This is a genomic window from Kocuria rosea (genome assembly GCF_006094695.1).
In the GTDB taxonomy this organism is placed as follows: domain Bacteria; phylum Actinomycetota; class Actinomycetes; order Actinomycetales; family Micrococcaceae; genus Kocuria; species Kocuria rosea.
In genome coordinates this window covers 2,659,217-2,682,853 of sequence record NZ_CP035103.1, presented here as the reverse complement: position 1 = coordinate 2,682,853, position 23,637 = coordinate 2,659,217, and the positions used below count along the sequence as shown (strand labels likewise).

16 protein-coding genes are annotated in these 23,637 nt (G+C 72.8%); 1 reads left to right on the top strand and 15 read right to left on the bottom strand.

What is annotated here, in order from left to right; all coding sequences use genetic code 11:
- Positions 1–1,758 carry a phospho-sugar mutase gene (locus EQG70_RS12340; RefSeq protein WP_109268672.1) on the bottom strand — a complete coding sequence of 586 codons (1,758 nt, stop codon included), beginning with the start codon at positions 1,756–1,758 and terminating at the stop codon, positions 1–3.
- Positions 1,759–1,828: 70 nt separating this feature from the next.
- Positions 1,829–2,650 (bottom strand): purine-nucleoside phosphorylase, encoded by an 822-nt coding sequence (locus tag EQG70_RS12335; protein WP_109268673.1) that lies wholly within the window; start codon positions 2,648–2,650, stop codon positions 1,829–1,831.
- Between the two features lie 86 nt (positions 2,651–2,736).
- Here EQG70_RS12335 and EQG70_RS12330 point away from each other — a divergent pair, with 86 nt between their 5' ends.
- Positions 2,737–4,161 (top strand): NAD(P)H-quinone dehydrogenase, encoded by a 1,425-nt coding sequence (locus tag EQG70_RS12330; RefSeq protein WP_109268674.1) that lies wholly within the window; start codon positions 2,737–2,739, stop codon positions 4,159–4,161.
- 79 nt (positions 4,162–4,240) lie between these two features.
- Here EQG70_RS12330 and EQG70_RS12325 read toward each other — a convergent pair whose 3' ends face one another.
- From EQG70_RS12325 to EQG70_RS12265, 13 genes are all read right to left on the bottom strand, one after another.
- Positions 4,241–5,653: an MFS transporter gene (locus EQG70_RS12325; RefSeq protein WP_109268675.1), complete on the bottom strand. Its 1,413-nt coding sequence runs from the start codon at positions 5,651–5,653 to the stop codon at positions 4,241–4,243.
- Positions 5,654–5,840: 187 nt separating this feature from the next.
- A complete protein-coding gene (gene sbnB / locus EQG70_RS12320; RefSeq protein WP_109268676.1) occupies positions 5,841–6,920 on the bottom strand; it encodes a 2,3-diaminopropionate biosynthesis protein SbnB in 1,080 nt (359 codons plus the stop codon).
- Complete coding sequence (locus EQG70_RS12315) at positions 6,917–7,915, bottom strand: TauD/TfdA family dioxygenase (protein ID WP_109268677.1); 999 nt, start codon at positions 7,913–7,915, stop codon at positions 6,917–6,919. Before EQG70_RS12315 ends, sbnB begins: the two co-directional genes overlap by 4 nt.
- Before the next feature lie 20 nt (positions 7,916–7,935).
- Positions 7,936–10,461: a non-ribosomal peptide synthetase gene (locus tag EQG70_RS12310; RefSeq protein ID WP_109268678.1), complete on the bottom strand. Its 2,526-nt coding sequence runs from the start codon at positions 10,459–10,461 to the stop codon at positions 7,936–7,938.
- A complete protein-coding gene (locus EQG70_RS12305) occupies positions 10,458–13,331 on the bottom strand; it encodes a Pls/PosA family non-ribosomal peptide synthetase (protein ID WP_232035326.1) in 2,874 nt (957 codons plus the stop codon). Before EQG70_RS12305 ends, EQG70_RS12310 begins: the two co-directional genes overlap by 4 nt.
- Positions 13,328–14,401 carry a 2,3-diaminopropionate biosynthesis protein SbnA gene (sbnA, locus tag EQG70_RS12300; RefSeq protein ID WP_109268680.1) on the bottom strand — a complete coding sequence of 358 codons (1,074 nt, stop codon included), beginning with the start codon at positions 14,399–14,401 and terminating at the stop codon, positions 13,328–13,330. The genes EQG70_RS12305 and sbnA overlap by 4 nt, the downstream gene beginning before the upstream one ends.
- 768 nt (positions 14,402–15,169) lie before the next feature.
- Positions 15,170–15,877 (bottom strand): 4'-phosphopantetheinyl transferase family protein, encoded by a 708-nt coding sequence (locus EQG70_RS12295; protein ID WP_109268681.1) that lies wholly within the window; start codon positions 15,875–15,877, stop codon positions 15,170–15,172.
- A gap of 10 nt (positions 15,878–15,887) precedes the next feature.
- Positions 15,888–16,718 (bottom strand): thioesterase II family protein, encoded by an 831-nt coding sequence (locus EQG70_RS12290; protein WP_109268682.1) that lies wholly within the window; start codon positions 16,716–16,718, stop codon positions 15,888–15,890.
- A 19-nt stretch (positions 16,719–16,737) separates the two neighbouring features.
- The gene (locus tag EQG70_RS12285; RefSeq protein ID WP_052132896.1) at positions 16,738–18,531 is read right to left on the bottom strand and encodes an acetyl/propionyl/methylcrotonyl-CoA carboxylase subunit alpha; all 1,794 of its coding nucleotides are present in this window, start codon (positions 18,529–18,531) and stop codon (positions 16,738–16,740) included.
- Between the two features lie 143 nt (positions 18,532–18,674).
- A complete protein-coding gene (locus EQG70_RS12280) occupies positions 18,675–19,310 on the bottom strand; it encodes a Maf family protein (RefSeq protein WP_035926461.1) in 636 nt (211 codons plus the stop codon).
- Between the two features lie 158 nt (positions 19,311–19,468).
- The gene (gene adhP, locus EQG70_RS12275; RefSeq protein ID WP_109268683.1) at positions 19,469–20,542 is read right to left on the bottom strand and encodes an alcohol dehydrogenase AdhP; all 1,074 of its coding nucleotides are present in this window, start codon (positions 20,540–20,542) and stop codon (positions 19,469–19,471) included.
- A 52-nt stretch (positions 20,543–20,594) separates the two neighbouring features.
- Positions 20,595–22,142 (bottom strand): acetaldehyde dehydrogenase ExaC, encoded by a 1,548-nt coding sequence (gene exaC / locus EQG70_RS12270; protein ID WP_095651396.1) that lies wholly within the window; start codon positions 22,140–22,142, stop codon positions 20,595–20,597.
- Between the two features lie 142 nt (positions 22,143–22,284).
- A complete protein-coding gene (locus EQG70_RS12265; protein ID WP_109222358.1) occupies positions 22,285–23,490 on the bottom strand; it encodes a sigma-54-dependent transcriptional regulator family protein in 1,206 nt (401 codons plus the stop codon).
- Positions 23,491–23,637: the final 147 nt, after the last annotated feature.

Below are 23,637 nucleotides of genomic sequence, written 5' to 3'. Positions count from 1 at the left end.
TCAGAGGCCCAGCGCGGCCTCGAGCTCGGCGCGGATCCGGCCGAGCCGCTCCTGCGCCTCGTCCCGGGCTGCGGGCAGCGCTGCCTGGCCGGCCACCGGGGCGACCACCTCGAGGTAGCACTTGAGCTTCGGCTCCGTGCCGGAGGGGCGGACGATCACCCGGGTGCCGTCCGCGGTGAGCAGGCGCAGGCCCTCGGTGGGCGGCAGCCCCGTGCTCGGGGCGGCGAGGTCCGCGGCCTCGACGACCTCGGAGCCGCCCAGGTCCGCGGGCGGGGCGTCCCGCAGGGCGGCCGCCATCACCGGGATGCGGCCCAGGTCCGCCACCCGGACGCTCAGCTGGTCGGTCGCGTACAGTCCGTGGGCCAGGGCGAGGTCGTCCAGCACATCCAGCAGGGTCCGGCCCTGCGCGCGCAGCTCGTCGGCGAGCACCGCCACCGCCACGGCCGCACTGATCCCGTCCTTGTCCCTGACCACCTCCGGCGCCACGCAGTAGCCCAGCGCCTCCTCGTAGCCGAACGCGAGCCCCGGGACGCGGGCGATCCACTTGAAGCCGGTGAGCGTCTCCTGGTGCGCGATCCCCGCTGCGGCGGCGATCCGCCCCAGCAGGCGGGAGGAGACGATGGAGTTCGCGAACACGGCGCCTTCGCGGTCCGCGCACCGGGCCGCCGCGGCGTGGCCGAGCAGCGCGCCGACCTCGTCGCCGCGCAGCATCCGCCAGTCCTGCCCTGTGTCCCCGGCGCCGGGCACCGGGACGGCCACGGCCACACGGTCCGCGTCGGGGTCGTTGGCCAGGACGAGGTCCGCGCCCACGGCGCGGGCGGTGGCCAGGGCCAGGTCTAGGGCGCCGGGCTCCTCGGGGTTGGGGAAGGCGACCGTGGGGAAGTCCGGGTCCGGCTCCGCCTGCTCCGGGACCACGTGCACGTCGGCGAGGCCGGCCCGCCGCAGGGCCTCCGTCGTCGTGCGCCCGCCCACCCCGTGCAGCGGGGTGAGGACGATCCGCAGGGGACGTTCCCCGTCCGCGGCCGCGGGGACCACGGCGGGGAGCACGGCGTCGAGGTAGTCCTGCTCGACGCTCGAGGGCAGGACGGTCCACCCGTCCTGCGCCCGGGGGATGTCCTCGACGGGTCCGACGGCCGCGATCCGCTCGGCGATCATCCGGTCGTGCGGGGCCACGATCTGGCAGCCGCGGGCCTCCGGCTCCACGGCCCGGCCGCCGAGGTAGACCTTGTAGCCGTTGTCCGCCGGCGGGTTGTGGCTGGCGGTGACCATGACGCCCACCTCCGCCTCGAGGGCCCGCACCGCCCAGGCCAGGACGGGGGTGGGCAGCGGCGCGGGCAGCAGCAGCGTCTCGATGCCGGCGGCCGTGAACACCGCGGCGGTGTCCCGTGCGAAGACCTCGGAGCCGTGCCGGGCGTCGTAGCCGACCACCGCGCGGGGGCGCCGGGCGGAGCCCGCCGCACCGTCCGCCGGGGTGTGCACGGCCAGGACGTGGGCGGCCAGCCCCGCCGCGGCGCGCAGCACCACCACCCGGTTCATCCGCATCGGCCCGGCGCCCAGGGCCGCCCGCAGTCCGGCGGTGCCGAACTGGAGGGTGCCCGAGAAGCGGTCGGCCAGCTCCGCCCGTGCTGCGGCGTCACCGGCGGCGGCGGCCTCGACGAGCGCTGCCAGCTCGGCGCGGGTGGCGGGGTCCGGGTCGGCGGCGCCCCACGCGCGCGCGGCGTCGAGCAGCTGCGGGTCGGTGCGGGGGTCGGTGGTCATGGCGCGGCCTCCTGGGGGCGTCCGGTGCGCCGGGGTGCCGGGCCTGGAACCCGTCCCGGCCCGGGGCCGGTCAGAGCTGGGCGACGATGCGGGCGAGCAGTCCGGAGATCCGGGCGCCCGCGGCGCGGCCGGCCTCGAGGACCTCCTCGTGGGAGAGCGGGGTCGCGGAGATCCCGGCGGCCTGGTTGGTCACGAGGGAGATCCCGAAGACCTCCATCCCCGCGTGCCGGGCAGCGATGGCCTCCAGGGCGGTGGACATCCCGACGAGGTCGGCGCCGAGCACCCCGGCCATCCGGACCTCGGCCGGGGTCTCGTAGTGCGGGCCGGGGAACTGCGCGTAGACCCCCTCGTCGAGGGTGGGGTCCACCCTGCGGGCCAGCTCGCGCAGCCGCGGGGAGTACAGGTCGGTGAGGTCCACGAACGTGGCGCCCTCGAGCGGGGACCGGCCCGTGAGGTTGAGGTGGTCGCTGATGAGCACCGGGGTGCCGGGGCCCCAGGACGGGTTCAGCCCGCCGCAGCCGTTGGTGAGGATCATGGTGCGCGCCCCGGTGGCGGCCGCGGTGCGCACGCCGTGGACCACGGGGCGCACGCCCCGGCCCTCGTAGTAGTGGGTGCGGGCGCCGATCACCAGCGCGTGCCGGCCCGCGGCGGTGCGCACCGAGCGGAGCGTGCCCACGTGGCCCTCGAGGGCGGGCGGGGTGAAGCCGGGGATCTCCGCGGCCGGGATCTCGGCGACGGTCTCGCCGAGCAGATCGGCGGCCTGGCCCCAGCCGGAGCCGAGGGTCAGGGCGATCTCGTGCGTGTCGACCCCGGTGGCCCGGCGGAGGGCGTCCGCGGCCTCCTGGGCGAGCTCGAAGGGGTCGGCCCGGTCGGCGCTGTGCTCTGTGTCCACCCGCCCCAAGCTACCGCATGGTCCCGGGCCGTCCGGTGCGGCCGGGCCGGTTCCGCCGCCGGAGCGGCACCTGCAAGAATGGCCGGGTGACTGCACACAGCGAATTCTCCATCCAGAAGCTCGTCATCATCGGGGGCGGTCCGGGCGGCTACGAGGCCGCCCTGGTCGCCGCCAGCCTCGGGGCGGACGTGACCATCGTCGAGCGCCAGGGCCTGGGCGGCTCCGCGGTGCTGACGGACGTGGTCCCCTCCAAGACGCTCATCGCCTCCGCCGACGCGATGACCCGCTTCGCCGAGGCCGCGGACCTGGGGGTGCACGTGCGCGGGGGCAGCAAGGACGGGGACGAGATCAACGACCTCGCCGTGGACCTGGAGAAGGTCAACACCCGTCTCCTGCGCCTCGCGGCGTCCCAGTCCCGGGACATCAAGCGCGGGCTCGAGCGGGTGGGGGTGCGCGTGATCGCGGGCACCGGACGGCTGCTCAGCCCCACCTGCGTGCAGGTCACCACCGACGACGGGCTGGAGTACACCCTCGACGCGCAGGCCGTGCTGCTCGCCGTCGGGGCCTACCCCCGGGAGCTGCCGTCCGCGAAGCCGGACGGGGAGCGGATCTTCAACTGGAAGCAGGTCTACCACCTCACCGAGGTCCCCGAGCACATGATCGTGGTGGGCTCCGGCGTGACCGGCGCGGAGTTCGCCTCGGCCTACCGGGGCCTCGGGGCCGAGGTCACGCTCGTCTCCTCCCGGGACCAGGTGCTGCCCGGCGAGGACGAGGACGCCGCGGCCGTGCTCGAGAGCGTCTTCGAGCGCCGCGGCATGAACGTGCTCAGCCGCTCCCGCGCCGACTCCGTGGAGCGCAGCGAGAAGGGGGTGGTCGTCACGCTGTCCGACGGGCGCAAGATCGCCGGCTCGCACTGCCTGGTCGCGGTCGGCGCGATCCCGGCCACCGACGACCTCGGGCTCGAGGAGGTCGGGGTGGCCCGCGCCGAGTCCGGGCACATCAAGGTGGACGGCGTCTCCCGCACCACGGTGCCGGGCGTCTACGCCGTGGGTGACTGCACGGGCGTGCTCCCGCTCGCCTCGGTGGCGGCGATGCAGGGCCGGATCGCCGTGGCGCACCTCATGGGCGACGCCGTCAAGCCGCTGCGCACCCACCTGGTGGCCTCCAACATCTTCACCTCACCGGAGATCGCGTCCGTGGGCGTGAGCGAGAAGGCCATCGAGGACGGCACCTACCAGGCGGACACCATCATGCTGAAGCTCTCCACCAACCCGCGCGCCAAGATGATGGCGGTCGAGGACGGGTTCGTGAAGATCTTCTCCCGCAAGGGCTCCGGCACGGTGATCGGGGGAGTGGTGGTGGGTCCCCGCGCGTCCGAGCTGATCTTCCCGATCTCCCTGGCCGTCACCCACAAGCTGCACGTCGACGACCTCGCCGACACCTTCACGATCTACCCGTCCCTCACGGGGTCGATCTCGGAGGCGGCCCGGCGCCTGCACGTGCACGTCTGATCCCCGCCGGCACGCACAACGGCCGCATCCCCGCTGCGGGGATGCGGCCGTTGTGCGAGCCGGCGCCGAGGGGAGCGGGTCAGCGGCGGGTGACGACGTTCTCCATGTCGACGTCCTTGGTCTCCGGGGAGAACCAGAGGGCCACGAGGGTCAGCACGGCGCCGAACGCCAGGTAGAGGCCGACGGAGCCCACGCCGTAGCTCGCGTTGAGGGTGACGGCGACGTACGGGGTGATGGCGGCACCGAGGATCGACGCCGTGTTGTACGCGACGCCGGAGCCGGTGTAGCGCACGTTCGTGGGGAACAGCTCGGGCAGGATCGCCGACATCGAGCCGAAGGTCAGGCCCATCAGGGTCATGCCGACCACGAGGAAGAACAGCACGCGGCCCGTGCTGACGTCCGCACCGGTGCCGACCGCGGCCGGGTCCATGAGCAGGCCGAAGCTCAGCCCGAAGAGCAGGATCACCGAGGTGATGACCAGCTGCGAGCTGCGCCGGCCGAAGCGGTCAGCGACCCACCCGGAGACGGGCACCATGGCGGCGAACAGCAGCACGGCGAGCAGCTGCAGCACCAGGAAGTCCCGGTAGGGGATGCCGAGGCCGCCGTTGGCGGGGCTGCCGATGCCGTAGGAGAGGATCCACGCGGTCATCAGGTAGAAGAGCATGTAGGTGGCGAGCATGATGAAGGTGCCCTGGATCATCTGCAGCCACGAGCCCCGGAACGCCTCGACGAGCGGGGTCTGGACCTTCTCGCCCTGGTCCAGCGCCTTCTGGAAGACCGGGGTCTCCTCGAGCTTGAACCGCACGTACAGGCCGACGACCACCATCACCACGGACGCCAGGAACGGCACGCGCCAGCCCCAGGTGAGGAACGGGTGGTCGGTGCCCTGCTCGGCGACCGAGACGAAACCCATCACCACGGTCAGCACCAGGAAGAAGCCGTTGGCCAGGATGAAGCCGAACGGGGCGCCGAGCTGCGGCCACATGGCGGCGCGCGCCCGCTTGCCCTCCTCGGCGTACTCGGTGGCCAGCAGGGCCGCGCCGGACCACTCGCCGCCCAGGCCCAGGCCCTGGCAGAAGCGCAGGATCGTCAGGATGAGCGGGGCCCAGATGCCGATCGAGTAGTAGGTGGGCAGCAGGCCGATGAGGAACGTGGCGACGCCCATGGTCAGCAGGGCGCCGATCAGGGTGGCCTTGCGGCCGATCCGGTCGCCGAAGTGCCCGAAGATCACGGAGCCGATCGGGCGGGCCACGAAGGCCGCGGCGAAGGTCGCCATGGAGGCGAGCAGCTTGGCCGTCTCGTCCTCGCCCGTGAAGAACAGGGCCGGGAACACGGCCACGGCCGCGGTGGCGTAGACGTAGAAGTCGTAGAACTCGATCGTGGTGCCCACGAGGGAGGCCAGGATCACCCGGCTGCGGGGCACGCGGTCGGACAGGGGGAGCGAGGGGGAGGACGCGCCGGCGGCGTCCTGCCCGGTCACCGGAGAGGACATGGGGAAACCTCGGTCGTAGCAGTGGGTGGGGACAAGATCCCGATAGTACGCCCGGCCGTCCGTATAGCGGGTGGCCCGTCTCACATCCTGGAACGACGACGAGGTCGGGGACGCGCTCGACGACGACGCCCCTCCTGGGTGTCGACCGGTCCGGCGGACCGGCCGGTCGACACCCGGGAGGCGGCCGTCACCCGTACCGACGCACCTCGTGGAAGAAGGAGTCGATGGTGTGCAGACCGCCGGTGCCGGCGACCGTGTCGTAGACGTGCATGCCCACCGCGAGGTCGAGAACGCCCAGGCCGAACGGCGAGAAGACCACGGTCCGGTCCGCCGGCACCTCCACGGTGCCGGTCATGACGTCGTACAGCGTGCCGGCGAGGAAGTCCCGCGAGCCGGTGAGCTGCTCGGTCAGGTGCACGGACGTCTGGGCCTTGAGGCAGTGCTCCACGTCGTCGACGATGTTCGTGGCGGCGAGGATGACCTCGGGCCCGAGGTCGCGCAGCGAGATGTGGAGCACGAGCGGGTGGTGCTCGAACCACGACGGGTCGGTGACGTGCGGCTCTCCCGCCGTGGTCGCGAACACGACCAGGTCGCTCGAGCGGATCAGCGACTCGGCGTCCTCGTGGACGGTGACCGTGCTCTCGGGCGCGGAGCGCTCGAGGTAGCCGCGGAAGCCCTCGCAGCTGCCCGGCAGCAGGTCGAACACCCCCACCTCGTCGAAGCCCCACCCGGTGTCCGCCAGGAACGCGTGGACGAAGCGGGCGATGAGCCCGACGCCGAAGAAGCCCACCCGCGTGGGGCGCCCCCGCTCCCGGCTGAGCCAGTCCGCGGCCAGGGCCGCGGAGGCGGCGGTCCGGGAGGCGCTGATGATGGAGCTCTCCAGGCAGGCGAAAGGGTAGCCGGTGTCCGGATCGTTGAGGATCAGCACGGCGGAGGCCCTCGGGATGCCGAACTCCACGTTGGTGGGGAAGCTGGAGATCCACTTCAGGCCGTCCACGGCACGGGGTCCCCCCAGGGAGGCGGGCAGCGCGATGATCCGTCCGGTCGGGCGGTCCGGGAATCGCAGGAAGTACGACGGCGGGTTCACCGTCTGTCCGGCGCCGTGCAGCCGGTAGGTGTCCTCCACCAGCGCGACGATCTCGGCCCGGTGCCCCTGCAGCACCTGGTCGACCTCCGCGCCGGAGACGACCGCGAAGGACGGGATGGTCGGTTGCCGTCCGGGGGCGTCCTGCCTGTGGTCCGTGCCGGGTCCGCTTGTCAGTGTCATCGTCCCTCCTCCTCCGAGGCCGTGCCCTGGAGCGACACCGGGTCGCTCATGGCGACGAGGATCTCCCGCTCGCCCTCGTACGGTTCGCGGCTGTGCGCCGTCCGGACGTTGTCCACGAGCATCAGGTCGCCGGCGCGCCACGGTTCCCGCAGCGTGTGCGACTCGTAGATCTCGTTCAGCATGGCCACGACGTCCTCGCCGATGGGGTCGCCGTTGCCGAACGCCGTGGTGAACGGGAGGCCGTCCTCCTCGTACATGTCCACGAGGTACTCGCGGACCTCCGGGTCGATCGTCCACTCGCTGAGGAAGGCGACCTGGTTGAACCAGCAGCGCTCCCCGGTGACGGGGTGACGGACGATCGCGGCGCGGCGCTGACGCGTGCGCAGGCCGCCGTCGGGCTGCCACTCGAGCTCGATCCGGTTCTCCGCGCAGTAGCGCTCGACCGCGGCGCGGTCGTCCGTGCCGAAGGCGTCCGCGACGGAGGCGCCGATCTCGTCGTTGTAGTTGCGGATCAGCATCCAGCCGTCGCGCTCGAACCGCGCGACCAGGTCCGCGGGAAGGGCGCGCAGCACCGCCTGGGAGTCCGCGACACCGGTCACGCCGCCGGCGGCCGGGGCGGTGAGGCAGGCGAGGAGCAGCAGCCCGGGGGCGTGGAGCGTGTAGCTCAGCTCGTGGTGCATGCACATGGGCTGGTTCGCCGGCCAAGTGGCCGAGGAGTACACGCCGGGCGCATAGGAACTGCGGGCGGCGAAGGCCTCCCGCTCGGTCATCAGCTCCGGGCTGACGGCCCGGAACACGGCGGCGACCTGGTCGGAGTGGGACAGCCCGAGGCCGCGCACGAGGACGGCCCCGTGCCGGGCGACGGTCGCCCGCAGCGCGTCACGGTGCTGCTGGGCCCAGGACACCGGGTCGCCCGGGGGAGAGACCAGGGCGGTGGCCGGCGCACCCGGGCGCGCGTCGACGTCGAGCTCCGGAGGTGCGGAGGTGGCGGACATGGTGGTTCCTTCCGGTGGGATCACGGTTGGGCGGGTGAGCCGGCCGCGGCGGACCTGGAGTCCAGCTCCGTGGCGAGGTCGGTGAGGACCGGGTGGCTGAGGAGGTCCTTGAGCGAGACCTTCCGGTCCAGGGCGATGGCGAGCCGGACGGCGGTGAGCGACGTGCCGCCGCGCTCGAAGAAGTGGTCACGGCGGTCGATCCCGTCCTCCGGCACGGCGAGCACGCGCGACCACGCCGCCGCCAGCCACTGCTCGGTGGGGGTGCGCGGACGCTCGAGGGAGCGGCCCTCGGGCTCGACGTCCGCCGCCAGCGCGGTGAGGCGCTTGCGGTCGATCTTGCCGTTGGCCGTCAGCGGGAGGGCGGGCTGCCACTGGAACACCTGCGGGACCATGTACCCGGGCAGCGACTGCGCCAGCCGCTCGCGCAGCGTGCCGGAGTCCAGCGGCTCGGGGGCGTGGTAGAAGGCGACCAGGTGCTTGCCCCGGTCCGGTCGCTCCGCCACGACGACCGCCCCGTCGCGGACTCCGGGAACCCGCAGGAGGGCGTTCTCGATGTCGCCGATCTCGATCCGGAACCCGGAGATCTTGACCTGGTTGTCCCGCCGGCCCAGGTACTCCAGCCTGCCGTCCGGCGACCAGCGGCCGAAGTCGCCCGCCCGGTAGAGCCGCGCGCCGTCCACATGGGGATCGGCGGAGTACGCCTGTGCCGTCCGCTCCGGGTCGTTGACGTACCCGCGGCCCACGCACACTCCGGAGAAGGCGATCTCGCCCGGTGCGCCGAGCGGCACGAGCCGCTGCCGCTCGTCGAGGAGGTGGATCCGCACGTTCGGGACCGGCCGGCCCAGCGGCACGTGATCGCCCGCCGGCGCGGCGCTCATCACCTCGTGGTTCGTGTCGTCCGAGGTCTCCGTCAGCCCGTAGGCGTTGACGAGCTTGACGTCGGGCAGCACGTCGAACCAGCGGCGGACCAGCTCCTGCTTCAGGGCCTCCCCGGTCGCCGAGACGCTGCGAAGGGAGGGCAGGTCGCGGGGCCTGCCCTCCAGGTAGGCCACCACCGCGTCCAGGTACGAGGGGACGACCTGGAAGACCGCGACCTGGCCCTGTTCCAGCGTGTCGACGAACCGCTCGACGTCGAGGATCCGGTCCTGGCCGACGATGAGGGTGCGGCCGCCGACGAGCAGGGCCGAGACCAGCTGCCACAGGGAGATGTCGAAGCACTGGGGGGCGCTCTGGGCCACGACGTCGCCGGGACCGATCCCCAGGTCCTCGATCTTGGCGTACAGGTGGTTCAGCATCCCGTCGTGCTCGCACATCGCGCCTTTCGGCTCACCCGTGGAGCCCGAGGTGAAGTAGATGTACGCGAGCTGGTCCGGACGCACCGCCAGGCCGAGGTCGTGGGCGGCGTGCCCTTCGGCCTCGACGTCCTCGACGCGGAGTGTCGTCACGGCCGGCATCCCGGCGAGCGCCCCGTCCAGCGAGGTGGTGCTGCCCTCCTCGGTCAGCACCGTCCGGCACCCGGCCCGGGTGAGCGTCTTTGCGATCCGGTCGGAGGGGAAGTGCGGTTCGAGCGGCAGGTACGCGCCGCCGGCCTTGAGGATGCCGATGACGGCGGCCATCCACTCCAGGTTCCGCTCGGCGACGACCGCCACGACGTCCTCCGCCTGCAGGCCGCGCGCGAGCAGGGCGCGGGCGATCCGGTTGGCGCGGGCGTTGAGCTCGGCGTACGTCCACTGCCGCGTGTCCTGGACGGCCGCGAGGCGCTCGGGATGCTGCCGGACGCGATCCTCGAAGAGCTCGTGGAAGCGTCGCCGGGGCCGGGGCCGCACGGGCCCGGCCAGCTGCTCGAGCTGGAGGCGCCGCTCGTCCGGGGCGACCAGGTCGGCGTCCGCGGGCTCCGCCTCGGGGTCGGCCGTCAGGTGGCGAAGTGCGGTCAGGTGGTAGCCGGCGATCCTCAGGGCCGCACCGGCGTCGAGGACGTCCTGCCGGTACCGCAGGCGGAGCACCTCGCCCCCGGTCACCTGCCGGGGGGAGACGCCGAGCACGACGCCCTCCGACAGCTCGGCACCAGCGTCCTGGTCGGTGTCGAGGACCACCTCGTATCCCGCATGAGCCGCCTGATGCGGATCCTGTCCCTGCCCGGACTGCCCGGACTGCTCGGCGCGGGCCTGGGTCTGCCTGACGTGCGTCTCGCGGACCAGGGCCCGCCAGGACGGCCGGCCCAGGTCCAGGGTGCACGGCCAGGTGCCCGCCGAGTCCCTGCAGCCGGTGGTGATCTCCTGCTCGCCGGACAGGGCCTGGAGGACTCTCGCGTGGGCCGCCAGCCAGATCGAGCCCGGTGGCACCTCCCAGTCGCGGGCCAGGGACCGCACGGCGGCGCGCAGGTCCTCGGGCACCGCCACCTCGATCTGTGCCCGGTCCGGCCGGCAGTCCTGTGTCCACCGGGGGATCTGCGTCGGTGCGGTCCCGGGGAGGGCGGGACGGTCGTGGGGCGGTTCCGGCGAGTGCTCGGCGACGGCCCGGCAGGTGAGCGCACGGGTGGTGGTCATGACAGGGGCCTTTCCAGGGCGACGGGGGACGTGGTGGCGGCCCGGGCCTCGACGGCCGGGTTGCCGCCCCACAGGGATCCCCGGGTGAGGGTCTCCCCTTTCATCACGAAGGTGTCGGCGGCGATGACCACACCGTCCTCGATGGTCACGCCGTAGTGGAGGAGGGCGCCGACGCCGAGCGTGATGTCGTCACCGATGACGTCGTGGTCGGACTTGAACATGCCGTCCTCCTGGGAGTGGCACATGATCGAGGTGCCGGTGTTCAGCGTGCAGCGGGAGCCGATGGTCACCAGGCTCCGCTCGACGAACTCGCAGCCGTCGTCGAAGACCCGGCTCCCGATCCGCACGCCGAGCAGACGCCAGACCAGCGGTTTGAACGGCGTCCCGTTGAGGAGGGTCATGCGCCGGCTCTGGACCTGGAGCTTCCAGTACCGCTCGTGCCACCAGAAGTAGGGGTTGTAGATCGAGCAGAGCTGGGGCCGGAGCCCCCGGAACCCCGTCACGAGGTGCTCGATGCCGATGGGGACCAGGAATCCCACCAGCAGCATCACGACGAACGCCGCGGAGAGGGCGAGGAAACCGAACCGGTCGGACAGCTCGAGGGCGGAGAACAGGGCCAGCAGGCCCAGCGACGCCTCGAGCCACCGGACGAGCATCAGGAGGGCCATCGTGCGCAGGTTGTGCTTGTTCTTGGCCGAGAGGACCCGGCGGAACCGGGCGGGGTCCGCATGCTCCTCGAGCGGGGCGTCCCGCAGGACCGAGCGGGGGATCTCGAACGCCGGTGACCCGAGCAGACCCACGTCGTGGCGCACCGGTCCGTCGAGGGGGACCATCACCTTGGTGGCGAGCAGACAGTTGTCCCCGGTCCTCGCCCTGGCCGGGTAGAGCACATGGTTCCCGAGGAAGTTGTGCGCGCCGATCGCCACGCGGCTGACCCGGAACGACGTCGGCGAGTAGTCGGTGTTCATGAACGACACCCCGTCGGCGATCATCGTGCCGGTGCCGATCGTCGACAGGAACGGGTTGTCGTGCTTGAAGTTCGTGCCCAGGTTCGAGCCGGTCTGCTGGAGGTGCGGCTGGTCGTACCCGAGGGCCCGCGCATAGTTCACGACGTACGAGCTGTCGCCGAACAGCTGTCCCATCAACTGGCTGTTGGTCAGCCGCTCCACCGCGCGCTCCGCCGCGTGCCGCATCCCGAACAGGGGATACACCGTGTCAGGTTTCAGCAAGAGCTGGAGCACCCGCGGCACGGTTGTCATGACGACCAGTCCCACGACCGTTCCGCCGAAAACGCCCACGCCGGCGAACGCGACGGCGTCGGCGTAGAAGACCCAGTTGGTGAACGCGTGCGGATGCGACTCCAGGAGCGCGGCCACGCGCGGGAACGCCAGGACGGTCAGGATGATCGCGAGGCTCAGGATGATGCGCCCCAGCCCGAGCACGGCCACGAGCTCGTACACGGCGAACAGTCCTCGACGCCACGGCCGGTAGGATGTGGCGTCGACCTCGCTGAAGTCCGTCTCCGTGCGCCTGCCCGGCGAACCGTGCCAGTGCTCGCCCTCGGGCACGACCTGGCCGGTGTACAGACTGGACCGGTGGCCCAGCTGCGCGCCGTCGCCCATCGTGGTGCCGATGTCCAGGACGCTGCCCTCGCCGACGATCACGTCCCGGCCGAGCGTCACCGTATCGAGCTGGATCACACCGCCGTAGGCGCGATAGCCGTTGGCCAGCGCCTCCTTGCGGATCACCGTCCCCTCCCCGATCGTGATCAGGTCGGTGCAGACCGGCAGGTGAGTGGTCAGGATCGTGACGTTGCGGCCCACCTTGGCCCCCATGGCCCGGAGGTAGAAGGGCGTCAGCGGCGAACCGGTCATCCGCGAGAGCGGTGAGGTCCGCATGAGGGTCTTGACCAGCCAGAACCGGAAGTAGCCCATGCTCCAGATGCGGATCTCCCCGGGCCGGAAGCGCCCGATGAGGATCCACTTCCCCACCACGGGCAGGATGCACAGCAGCACGAACGTCGCCGCGGCGAGGACGACCGACCGCAGGTAGAGCTCCCCGAAGCCCATCCCGTGGCCCACCCAGTGGTGGTTGCCCGGCCCGGCGGCCGGGAACACCCACTGGTAGCCGACGACCGCGACCGCGCCGGCGAGCAGGCCGTAGCCGAGATAGACGAGCACCTGCAGGACTCCACAGGTGACGTACTCCCACGTCCGCGCGTCCATGGGTGGCGGCGTCCCCGGCACGGAGGCCACGAGCGGATCCGGCTCCTGCGGTTGGTCCTGCTGCGGTCGGTCCTGCTGCGAGGCGCCGTTCAGCGCCGCGGCGAGGGCGGAGACACTCGGATTGCTGTAGACGTCCTTCATGGACACCGCCGGCAGACCCGGCTGCTTGCGCACCCGTGCGCAGAACCGTGCCATGACCATCGAGTCCGCGCCCAGGTCGGCGAAGAAGTCGGCGTCCACCGGCACCCGGTCCACGCCCAGCACCCCGGTCAGCACCTCGGCCAGCCGGTCCTGCACCGACACTGTCAGCGGTTCCACCGGGGCGAGAGCCCCGGCCAGCGAGGTGATCGTCGGGTGCTGGTAGACGTCCTTCATGGACACGGCCGGCAGGTCCGGCTGCTTGCGCACCCGGGCGCAGAACCGCGCCATCACCATCGAGTCCGCGCCCAGGTCGGCGAAGAAGTCGGCGTCCACGGGGACGTCGTCCTGCTGCACCACCGAGGCGAGGAGATCCGCCAGCCGGCGCTCGAGCGGCAGTTCCGCGCCGGTCCCTTCGAGGGCCGTTGCGGACGGAGGTTCGCGCCTGGTGGGGACCGAGATCGGGGGGAGGGGAGACGCCGGGAGGGCGTCGGCGAGCTTCTTCACTGCGAGAGACTCCTCGGGGAGGAGGTGGCCGCGGAACCGGTCACCGGTGTGGTTGCCGCCTGCCGACGCCATGACACCTGGTGGTGCGGTCGGCCCAGAGCGGCTGTCGAGTCGGAGCCGGCGAGCGCCTCGGCACCGAAGTGGTCGAGGACCCAGTCCCGCTGATAGATGGTGTCCAGGTAGGGGCGGCCCATGTCCGGGGAGATGGCCACCGCGGTGACGTCCTCGGCGTGGTGGTCCGCGAGCCACGTCATGGCGCCGTGGACGACGGTCCCGGTGGAGCCGCCGAGCAGGAACCCGCGCCCGGCCAGGCGGTGGCAGGTGCGCACCGTGTCCAGCTCCTCGACCATCACCACGTCGTCGATCAGGGACTCGTCGAGCTGGGGCGGCCGCACGCTCATGCCGAGCCCGGGGATCAGACGGGTGGCCGGCGGGCGACCGAAGGAGACCGAGCCGACGGCGTCCACCGCGACGATCCGGACGTCGGGCCGGTGCTCCTTGAAGTACCGCGCGCAGCCCATCAGCGTGCCCGTGGTCCCGGCCCCCACGAACAGCACCTCGAGCTCGGGGAACTGGGCCTCGATCTCGGGGGCGGTCCAGCGGTAGTGCGCTCCCCAGTTGCCGGGGCTGGTGTACTGGTTGAGCCAGACGTACCGCTCGTCGGACCTGCACAACTCCCGGACGTGGTTGAGCCGGGCGCCGAGGAAGCCGTCGACGGGGTCCGGCTCGGTGACCAGGTCGACGTGCGCCCCGAGCGACTCCATGAGCTGCCGGGTCGCGGGATTGCAGCGCGGGTCGATCACGCACACGAAGCTGTATCCCTTGCTGGCGGCGATCATGCTGAGCGCGACGCCGAGGTTCCCGGAGGAGGACTCCACGAGCACGGAGCCGGGGCCGACCCGTCCTTCCCGCTCGGCCCGCTCGACCATCTCCCTGGCGGGCTTGAGCTTGATCGAGCCGGCGAAGTTGAACCCCTCGATCTTCAGGTAGAGGTGGCGGCTCAGCACGCCCTCCAGATCGATGAACAGACTCTCCTCGTTGAACAGGTGCGGAGCCTTGATGATGGACATAGTGTTCCTCGTTCTCTCGCCGTGCGCTCGATCCGTGAGGAGGGCGCGGGGACGGCTTTCTGCATTCGGGTCGGCTCGTAGCTCGGCTGACGGGCACCGCAAGGACCCTCTTCTCGGCATGCCGGTCGACGAGGGCTCCGTCCTGCGGGGCGCGGTCCCGACGAATCGGTGCAACGCTGCGCTGTGAGCCCGGAGCGATCGACGGCTGTGAGTCCCCCACTCGCGGCAGGAGCCGCAGGACAGTGGTGCCAGCCGCGAAGGCGGCGGTCGTGACTGCTCAGGTGGTTCTTCTCATGGGTCTGTCCCATCCGGTGGAGAAGCGAGATCCGCTTCGCGACTGGTGCCGGCCGGTGGCGCGTTCCCCCGAACGCCCGTTGGGCCCTGTGTATGGTTCGACGTCACCAAAGTAATCCCAGGTCAGGGGGCCTCGACCAACATTTGCGAAGATGACGGACACGATTCGGACACGGCCCCGCTCGGGGTCCGGATGATCGCGGAACCGGCTCTCCTCGTCAGCGCGGGTATCCGGGTGCCGACAACGGCACGTGACGGATGATCCTGACGTGATGGAGTGCTGGGTCCGGAAGGTGCTCCGCTCCGGGATCTCGAGCAAGCACGGCACAGGGCGAGTGAGTTGTTCGCCGCTCCCGCCGGACCCTGTTCCCCGAAGGGGGCCCGACATGCTTCAAGGATGACCGACGGGTCGGACGCTGTAGTCGGCCTCCGGATGGAGAAATCCTGTCCACCCGTGGTTGTACGCGGTGACGATCACGGGACGCGGACGGTCAGCGCCGCCCGAGACTCCGCACGGTCCGGACCGGTGGCCGGCGGAAGAGCCAGGTCCAGGATCCGCCACCCGGCCACGGGCCGCCCCGGGACGGGGCCCGCCCCGACCTCGTCGACGGAGGGCTCGCGGAACAGTCCGGAGCCCATGGCCTTGAGCAGGGACTCCTTGCGCGCCCACACCGTGGTCACGGCGGCCGGCCGGTCCGCGGCGGGCAGGGTCCGCAGGGCGATGATCTCGGCGGGGTGGAGCAGGGGGACCACCTGCTCGGCGGCGGCCGAGTCCTGGAGGCGTTCGACGTCCACCCCCACCTCGCGCTCGGCGGTGGCCACGAGCACCTGGTCGCCGCTGTGCGAGAGGGAGAAGTGCAGGGCGTGGTCCTCGAGCCGCGGCTTGGGCCGGGGCCCCACAGCGGGAACGGGCGGTCCCAGGCGCAGCGAGGCCGGGTCCGCGCCGGTGCGGGCGGCGAGCTCGTGGCGCAGCACGCAGTGGGCGACCACGAACCGCCGCCGGTCGCTCTCGTGGCGGAACGCCGCGGCCCGTTTCCGCTCGTCCTCGTCCAGGCAGTCCCGGACAGACTCCGCCCAGCCGATCAGCGGGGCCACGCGGGCGAGCACGACCCGCACGTCCGCGGGGGCGCCCGGCACCGGCAGCTCGACCGTGCCGGGCACGCCCGGCGGGAGCGTCGTCACGACGACGGGCTCACCGGGAGCGGCCGGGATCGGCGCACGCCTCGAGGTCCTCGAGCAGGCGGTGCCGGTTCTCCGCGAGCGGGTGGTGGCCGCCGGGGTACTCGCGCCGCTGCACGGCCCCCGTGCTGACGGGACGCCAGGCGTCCATGCCGGCGGCGTCCACCGTGTGGTCCTCGCTGCCGCGCAGCAGCAGCAGGGGCGCCCCGACCGGGGCGGGGAGCCGGTCGTGGGCCATCGAGACCAGCAGGTCCGCGCGCAGGGCTGGCAGTTGCAGGGCCATCAGCTCGGGGTTCGCCAGCACCGCCTCGGGGGTGCCGCCGAGCCGCCGCAGCCACCGGGCGAGCGCCTCGTCCGCGCCCGGGTCCTGCGGGTCGAGCCCGGCCCGCAAATCGTCGTCCCCGTCGTCCGCCGCGTCCACGGCGCCCGGGGCGGTCTTCGCGGAGAGCGCGAGCAGCGACACCCGGATCCCCTCCCGGTGCTCGAGGAGCGAGGCGAGCTCGGCCGCGACGGAGGCGCCCATGCTGTGGCCCAGGACCACGAGCGGGACGTCCGAGGCCGCCCACGGCGCGCCGGCGACGGCCTCGGCCGCCTCCGCGGCGAGGGCGGCGACCGAGGGCGCCGGCGGCTCCCGGAAGCGGCTCTCCCGGCCGGGGTACTGGACGCCGAGGACGTGCACGTCCTCGCGGACGAGGAACCGCCAGTACCCGGCGGCCGCGCCCGAGGGCGGGCAGCAGAGCACCCGCAGCCGCGGCGTCCGGGCGGGGGCGCCGCTGCGCAGCCGGTCCTGCGCGGAGAGGTCCACGAGGCAGCGCCCGGGGGCGCCGGTCGGTCGGGTGCTCATCGGGGCCGGGCCGCCCGCCTCAGGAGATGGTCGCCAGAACGGCGCCGGCGGAGACGGTGTCCCCGGGGCTGACGGACAGCCCCGAGACCGTGCCCGACTTGTGGGCGGTCAGCGGCTGCTCCATCTTCATGGCCTCGAGCACCAGCACGAGATCGCCCTCGGCCACCTCGTCCCCGTTGTCCACCGCGATCTTCACGATGGTCCCCTGCATCGGGGAGCTCAGGCTGTCGCCGCTCGCCGCGGCGGTGCCGCCGCCGCGGGCGGAGCGGGACTTGCGGGGCTTGGCCGCGGCCCCGTTGGGCTTGGCCGTGCCGGGCAGGGCGGGCAGGACCACCTCGAGGCGCTTGCCGGAGACCTCGACGACGATCGCCTGGCGCTCCTCGGCCTCGGGCCCGGCCTGCGGGACGCCCTCGAAGGGCGGGATGGTGTTGTCGAACTCCGTCTCGATCCACCGCGTGTGCACGGAGAAGGGGGCGCCGTCCGCGGGGGCGAACGCGGGATCGGCGACGACGGCGCGGTGGAAGGGGACCACGGTGGGCATGCCCTCGATGCGCAGCTCCGCCAGCGCCCGGCGGGAGCGCTCGAGCGCCTGCTGCCGGGTGGCCCCGGTGACGATCAGCTTGGCGAGCATGGAGTCGAAGTTCCCGCCCACGGTCTCGCCGGCCTGCACACCGGAGTCCACGCGCACGCCGGGACCGCCGGGCAGGTCGAGGGCGGCGATGGTGCCGGGGGAGGGCATGAAGTGCCGTCCCGGGTCCTCGCCGTTGATGCGGAACTCGATCGAGTGGCCGCGGACCTCCGGGTCGTCGTAGCCGAGGGCCTCGCCGCGGGCCAGCCGGAACTGCTCCCGCACCAGGTCGATGCCCGTGACCTCCTCGGACACGGGGTGCTCCACCTGCAGGCGGGTGTTGACCTCCAGGAACGTGATCGTGCCGTCCTGGCCCACCAGGAACTCGCACGTGCCCGCGCCCTGATAGCCGGCCTCGCGCAGGATCGCCTTCGAGGAGGCGTAGAGCAGGCGGTTCTGCTCCTCGGACAGGAACGGCGCCGGCGCCTCCTCCACGAGCTTCTGGTTGCGCCGCTGCAGGGAGCAGTCGCGGGTGGAGACGACCACCACGTTGCCGTGGGCGTCGGCCAGGCACTGGGTCTCGACGTGCCGCGGGGCGTCCAGGAAGCGCTCCACGAAGCAGTCGCCGCGGCCGAACGCCGCGGTGGCCTCGCGCACGGCGGACTCGTAGAGCTCCGGGATGTCGTCGCGGTTGCGGACCACCTTGATGCCGCGGCCGCCGCCGCCGAAGGCGGCCTTGATGGCCAGGGGCAGCCCGTGCTCGTCGGCGAACGCGAGGACCTCCTCGGCGGAGCCGACCGGGTCGGTGGTGCCGGGGACCTGCGGGGCGCCGACCTTCTCCGCGATGTGGCGGGCGGCCACCTTGTCGCCGAGCTTGGCGATGGCCGCGGGCGGGGGCCCGATCCAGGTCAGTCCGGCCTCGAGCACGGCGAGGGCGAACTCGGCGTTCTCGGACAGGAAGCCGTAGCCGGGGTGCACGGCGTCGGCTCCCGAGCGGGCGGCGACGTCGAGGATCTTGTCGATCACCAGGTACGAGTCCGCGGCGGTGGACCCGCCGAGCCCGTACGCCTCGTCCGCCGTGCGGGCGTGCAGGGCGTCCCGGTCCGGGTCGGCGTACACGGCCACGGAGGCGATGCCCTCGTCGCGGGCGGCGCGGATCACGCGCACCGCGATCTCGCCGCGGTTGGCGACGAGCACCTTGGTGATGGGGCGGATGGCGCCGTCCGCGGGGTTCTTACCGGTCACGTCTCACTCCTTGTCGAATCCTCCGATGCACTGTATTCCCCGTCGTGAGCAATCGCCCAACCACCCGGCGGCGGACCGGAAATGCGACGCCGTTTCTGTAGGAGTCCTACAAAGCGCAGACCGGTTCCGGCGGGGAGCGGTTCTCAGCGGCCGGCGGTCCACAGCTCGGGCACGCCGACGCCCGCCCGGCCGAGCAGCGTGCGCAGGGTACTGAGGCTCAGGCCGACGACGGCGTGCACGTCGCCCTCCACCCGCTCCACGAATGCCGCGCCGAGCGAGTCGATGGTGAAGGACCCGGCCACCTCCAGGGGCTCGCCGGTGGCCACGTAGGCCGCGACCTCGTCGTCGGACATCTGCGCGAAGAACACCTCGGCGCTGGCGGGCGCGCCGCCGCTCCAGCCGCTCCCGCCGTCCGCCGGGCTCCGCGTGTCCACGAGCCAGTGGCCCGTGTGGAGCACCCCCGAGCGCCCGCGCATGGCCCGGATCCGGGCGGTCGCCGTCGCGGCGTCCAAGGGCTTGCCGTGCACCTCGCCGTCGAGCTCGAAGACCGAGTCGCAGCCCACCACGAGGGCGCCGGCGGCCTCGGGCAGCGCCGCCACGGCCTCCGCCTTGGCCCGGGCCAGGACCATCGCGGTCTCCTCGGCGCCGGTCACCCCGCGCTCCCGGACCACGGCGTCCTCGTCCACGTCGGAGACGAGCCGGTCGTGGCCGATCCCGGCGTCGGCCAGCAGCTTGGTGCGGGCGGGGGAGCGGGAGGCGAGGACGAGGCGGGGAGTCACCGTCCCAGGATACGCAGGCCGTGCGCGCGAGGGGCCGCGCTGCGCCCCTCGCCCACGCGCGAGGGGCCGCGTCCTGCTGATGAGACGTTCTCCCACCGACAGGACGCGACCCCTCACGATCGCCCGGGACAGGACGCGACCCCTCGCGTCCGCCCGGCTCAGTACTCGACGACCACGCGGCCCTCGATCTTGCCCTTCTCCATCTCGTCGAGGACGGCGTTGACGTCCTCGAGCGGACGGGTGCTGTAGGTCGGGTGGATCAGACCGCGCGCGTAGAAGTCGAGGGCCTCGACCATGTCCTGGCGCGTGCCCACGATGGACCCGCGGATGGTCAGGCCCTTGAGCACGATGTCGAAGATCGGCGCCGGGAAGTCCCCGGGCGGCAGGCCGTTGAACACGATCGTCCCGCCGCGGCGGACCATGCCGATCGCCTGGCCGAACGCGGCCGGGTGCACGGCGGTCACCAGCACGGCGTCCGCGCCGCCCGGGATCTGCGCGAGCACGGCCTCGGCCGGGTCCTCCGCGAACGCGTTGACGGTGATCTCCGCCCCGTGCTTGCGGGCGAGGGCCAGCTTGTCGTCGGCGACGTCGACCGCCGCGACCCGCAGGCCCATGGCCACCGCGTACTGCACGGCCAGGTGCCCCAGGCCGCCGATGCCGGAGATCACCACCCACTCCCCAGGCCGCGCCTCGGTCATCTTCAGGCCCTTGTAGACGGTGACCCCGGCGCACAGCACCGGCGCCACCTCGTACGGGTCGGCGCCCGCGGGGATCTGCGCGGCGAAGCGGGCGTCGACCAGCATGTACTGGCCGAAGGACCCGTCGATGCTGTAGCCGCCGTTGACCTGCTCCTCGCACAGCGTCTCCCAGCCGGTGCGGCAGTTGCGGCAGTGCCCGCACGCCGAGGCCAGCCAGGCGTTGCCCACGAGGTCGCCCTCCTGCACCTCCGTGACGCCCGGGCCGAGGGCCACGACCGTGCCCACGCCCTCGTGGCCCGGGACGAAGGGCGGGGTGGGCTGGACCGGCCAGTCGCCGTGGGCGGCGTGCAGGTCGGTGTGGCACACACCGGTCGAGATCAGCTTGACGAGGACCTGGCCGGGGCCGGGTTCGGGGACCGGGAGGTCCTTGACCTCCAGGGGCTGCCCGAAGGCGGTGACGACGGCGGCGGTCATGGTGCCGGGGACCGCGGTGGCCGCGGACTCCTGGACGGTCGGGGCTTGATGGGCGTTCATGGTGCTCCTCCTGGAACGGGCGGACGATCGGGACGGGACGGGTGAGGGCGGTTTAGAAGAATCCCTGGGCGTCCTCGGAGTAGGAGACCAGCAGGTTCTTGGTCTGCTGGTAGTGGTCCAGCATCATGAGGTGGTTCTCGCGGCCGATGCCGGAGGACTTGTAGCCGCCGAACGCGGAGTGGGCGGGGTAGTTGTGGTACTGGTTCACCCACACGCGCCCGGCCTGGATGTCGCGGCCGGCGCGGTAGGCCAGGTTGCCGTTGCGGGCCCAGACCCCGGCACCCAGGCCGTAGAGGGTGTCGTTGGCGGTGGCCATGGCGTCGGCGTAGTCGGTGAAGCGGGTGACCGACAGGACGGGCCCGAAGATCTCCTCCTGGAAGATGCGCATCGAGTTCTCGCCCTCGAACACCGTGGGGGAGACGTAGAAGCCCTCGGCGAGGTCCCCGTCCAGCACGTTGCGCTCGCCGCCCACGAGGACCTTCGCGCCCTCCTGCTTGCCGATGTCGATGTAGGAGAGGATCTTCTGCAGCTGGTCGTTGGAGGCCTGCGCCCCGACCTGGGTGTCGAGGTCCAGCGGGTTGCCCTGGACCATGCCCTTGACCCGCTCCACGCCGTCGGCGAGCAGCCGGTCGTAGATCGAGCCCTGGATCAGGGCCCGCGAGGGGCAGGTGCAGACCTCGCCCTGGTTGAGGGCGAAGAACGCGAAGCCCTCCAGCGCCTTGTCGTAGAAGGAGTCCTGGGCCGCGGCGACGTCCTCGAAGAAGATGTTCGGGGACTTCCCGCCCAGCTCGAGGGTCACCGGGATGATGTTCTGGGACGCGTACTGCATGATGAGCCGGCCGGTGGTGGTCTCGCCGGTGAAGGCGATCTTGCGGATCCGGGGGCTGGAGGCCAGCGGCTTGCCGGCCTCCACGCCGAAGCCGTTGACCACGTTGACCACGCCCGGGGGCAGGATGTCCGCGAGCAGCTCCATGAGCACCATGATCGAGGCCGGGGTCTGCTCGGCCGGCTTGAGCACCACGGCGTTGCCCGCGGCCAGGGCCGGGGCGAGCTTCCACACGCCCATGAGGATCGGGAAGTTCCAGGGGATGATCTGGCCGACCACCCCGAGGGGCTCGTGGAAGTGGTAGGACGTGGTGTTGTCGTCGAGCTGGGAGAGGGTGCCCTCCTGGGCGCGGATGGCCCCGGCGAAGTAGCGGAAGTGGTCGATGGCCAGGGCGATGTCCGCGTTGATGGTCTCGCGCACGGGCTTGCCGTTGTCCCAGGTCTCGGCCACGGCGAGCATCTCGAGGTTCTGCTCCATCCGGTCGGCGACCCGGTGCAGCACGAGGGCCCGCTCGGCGACCGGGGTCTTGCCCCAGGCCGGGGCGGCGGCCCACGCGGCGTCGAGCGCGGCGTCGATGTCCTCGGCGGTGCCGCGGGCCACCTCCGTGAAGGGCTTGCCGTTGACCGGGGAGATGTTCTCGAAGTACTGGCCCTTGACCGGGGCCACCCACTGTCCGCCGATCCAGTGCTCGTAGCGGGGCTTGAAGGTGACCTTCGAGCCCTCGGTGCCCGGCTGCGCGTAGACGGTGGTGAGGGACTGGGTTTCAACGCTCATGGTGACCTGCTCCTGGTGCGTGACGGTGCGAGTGGCACGGGTGCGGACCGCCTCGTCCGCACCATCGTGTGATGCGGATCACGCTACGGGGGGTCACGTTGCACGCACGTTGCACGCACGGTGCGGCGGGCTCCGTGGCCGGTCAGCGGCGCAGCCGCTCCAGCTCGAGCACGGCCTCGGCGCGGGCGGGGGAGCGGGCCGGCAGGAGGCGCAGCAGCAGCGCCCACGCCTCGGCGTCGTCGGCGGCCTCCGGCAGGGTGAGGTACTCGCGCACGGCTTCGGCCGAGCCGTCGGTCAGGACGGCCTCGCGCAGGAGCCCGGTGAGGCGGTGGCGCAGGGCCACGAGGGACGGCGCCTCGGAGTGGGGCAGCAGCGCCCCGGTGTACTCGCGCAGCGCCCGGCGGTGCGAGCCCCGGGCGAGCAGCTCGAGCACCCGGCCCGCGTCCGAGGGCAGCGGGGTCTCGAGCCGGTAGGGGCGGGAGGCGATCGCCGGCCCGCCCCGGGACTCGAGCAGCCGGCGCAGCCGCAGCACCTCGGCGCGCACCGTGGTCTCCTGCGCCCGGCCGGCCCACAGCTGCTCCGACAGCTCCGCGGTGCACAGGCCGTTGCCGGCGCGGGACAGGGCCAGGAGGATCTCGGCGTGGCGCTCGGTGAGCTCCAGCGCCTGACCGTCCAGCACCAGCGCCGGCGGGGCGTCGCCGAGTACGCGCAGGAACGCGCCGTGGGCAGGGGCGGCGGCCGGCGCCGCGGCGGTCTCGGAGTGGCGGGCGGAGCGCAGGGCGAGGGCCAGCTCGGCCCGGGCGGCGCGCACCGCCGCGCCGACCAGCGCCCGGGTGGCGGGGGCCGCGGCGGCGTCCCCGCCCGTCAGGTCCACCGCCCCCAGCAGCGCCCCCGTGACGGGGTGCAGCAGCGGGGCGGCCGTGCAGGTCCAGGGCCGGGCCTCGGGGTAGAAGTGCTGCTCGCGGTGCACGGTCACGGGCCGGCGCAGGACCAGGGCGGTGCCCGGGGCGTTGGTGCCCACGGCCGGCTCGGACCAGTCGGCGCCCTCGACGAAGCCCATGGACTCGGCCCGCCGCCGGGTCGCGGCGCTGCCCCGGACCTGCAGGATCACGCCGCCGGGGTCCGTGACGGCCACGACCAGGCCGGTGTCCTCGGCCAGCGGGGTGAGCAGCTCGTCGAGCACGGGCATCAGCAGGCGCAGCGGGGAGCGGGCCTCCCGGACGTCGGGGCCGTCCAGCACGACCCGCGGGGTGCAGCGCTCGGGCGCCGAGAGGTGGTCCAGCGACCGGGCCCAGGACAGTCGCAGCAGCGGGTCCGTCGTCGTCGGTCCGTCCGCCGGTGCGCCCACGCGCCGCCTCCTGTCCCGTGCTGTGACCCAGCTCTCATGCCCGTCCCAGGGTAACCCGTGACGCGTCCAGGAACAGCGAGGGGCGGGGAACTGCCGGAATGCGTCGAGCATTCTCGCAGTTCCCCGCCCCTCGCGGTGGGGACGGCG

Excerpts from the sequence above, each read along its gene's own strand:
- EQG70_RS12290 (WP_109268682.1), bottom strand. The coding sequence starts at position 16,718 with ATGAGCACCCGACCGACCGGCGCCCCCGGGCGCTGCCTCGTGGACCTC.
- adhP (WP_109268683.1), bottom strand. The coding sequence starts at position 20,542 with ATGAACGCCCATCAAGCCCCGACCGTCCAGGAGTCCGCGGCCACCGCG.
- EQG70_RS12315 (WP_109268677.1), bottom strand. The coding sequence starts at position 7,915 with ATGTCCGCCACCTCCGCACCTCCGGAGCTCGACGTCGACGCGCGCCCG.
- exaC (WP_095651396.1), bottom strand. The coding sequence starts at position 22,142 with ATGAGCGTTGAAACCCAGTCCCTCACCACCGTCTACGCGCAGCCGGGC.
- EQG70_RS12340 (WP_109268672.1), bottom strand. The coding sequence starts at position 1,758 with ATGACCACCGACCCCCGCACCGACCCGCAGCTGCTCGACGCCGCGCGC.
- EQG70_RS12325 (WP_109268675.1), bottom strand. The coding sequence starts at position 5,653 with ATGTCCTCTCCGGTGACCGGGCAGGACGCCGCCGGCGCGTCCTCCCCC.
- EQG70_RS12310 (WP_109268678.1), bottom strand. The coding sequence starts at position 10,461 with ATGACCACCACCCGTGCGCTCACCTGCCGGGCCGTCGCCGAGCACTCG.
- sbnA (WP_109268680.1), bottom strand. The coding sequence starts at position 14,401 with ATGTCCATCATCAAGGCTCCGCACCTGTTCAACGAGGAGAGTCTGTTC.
- sbnB (WP_109268676.1), bottom strand. The coding sequence starts at position 6,920 with ATGACACTGACAAGCGGACCCGGCACGGACCACAGGCAGGACGCCCCC.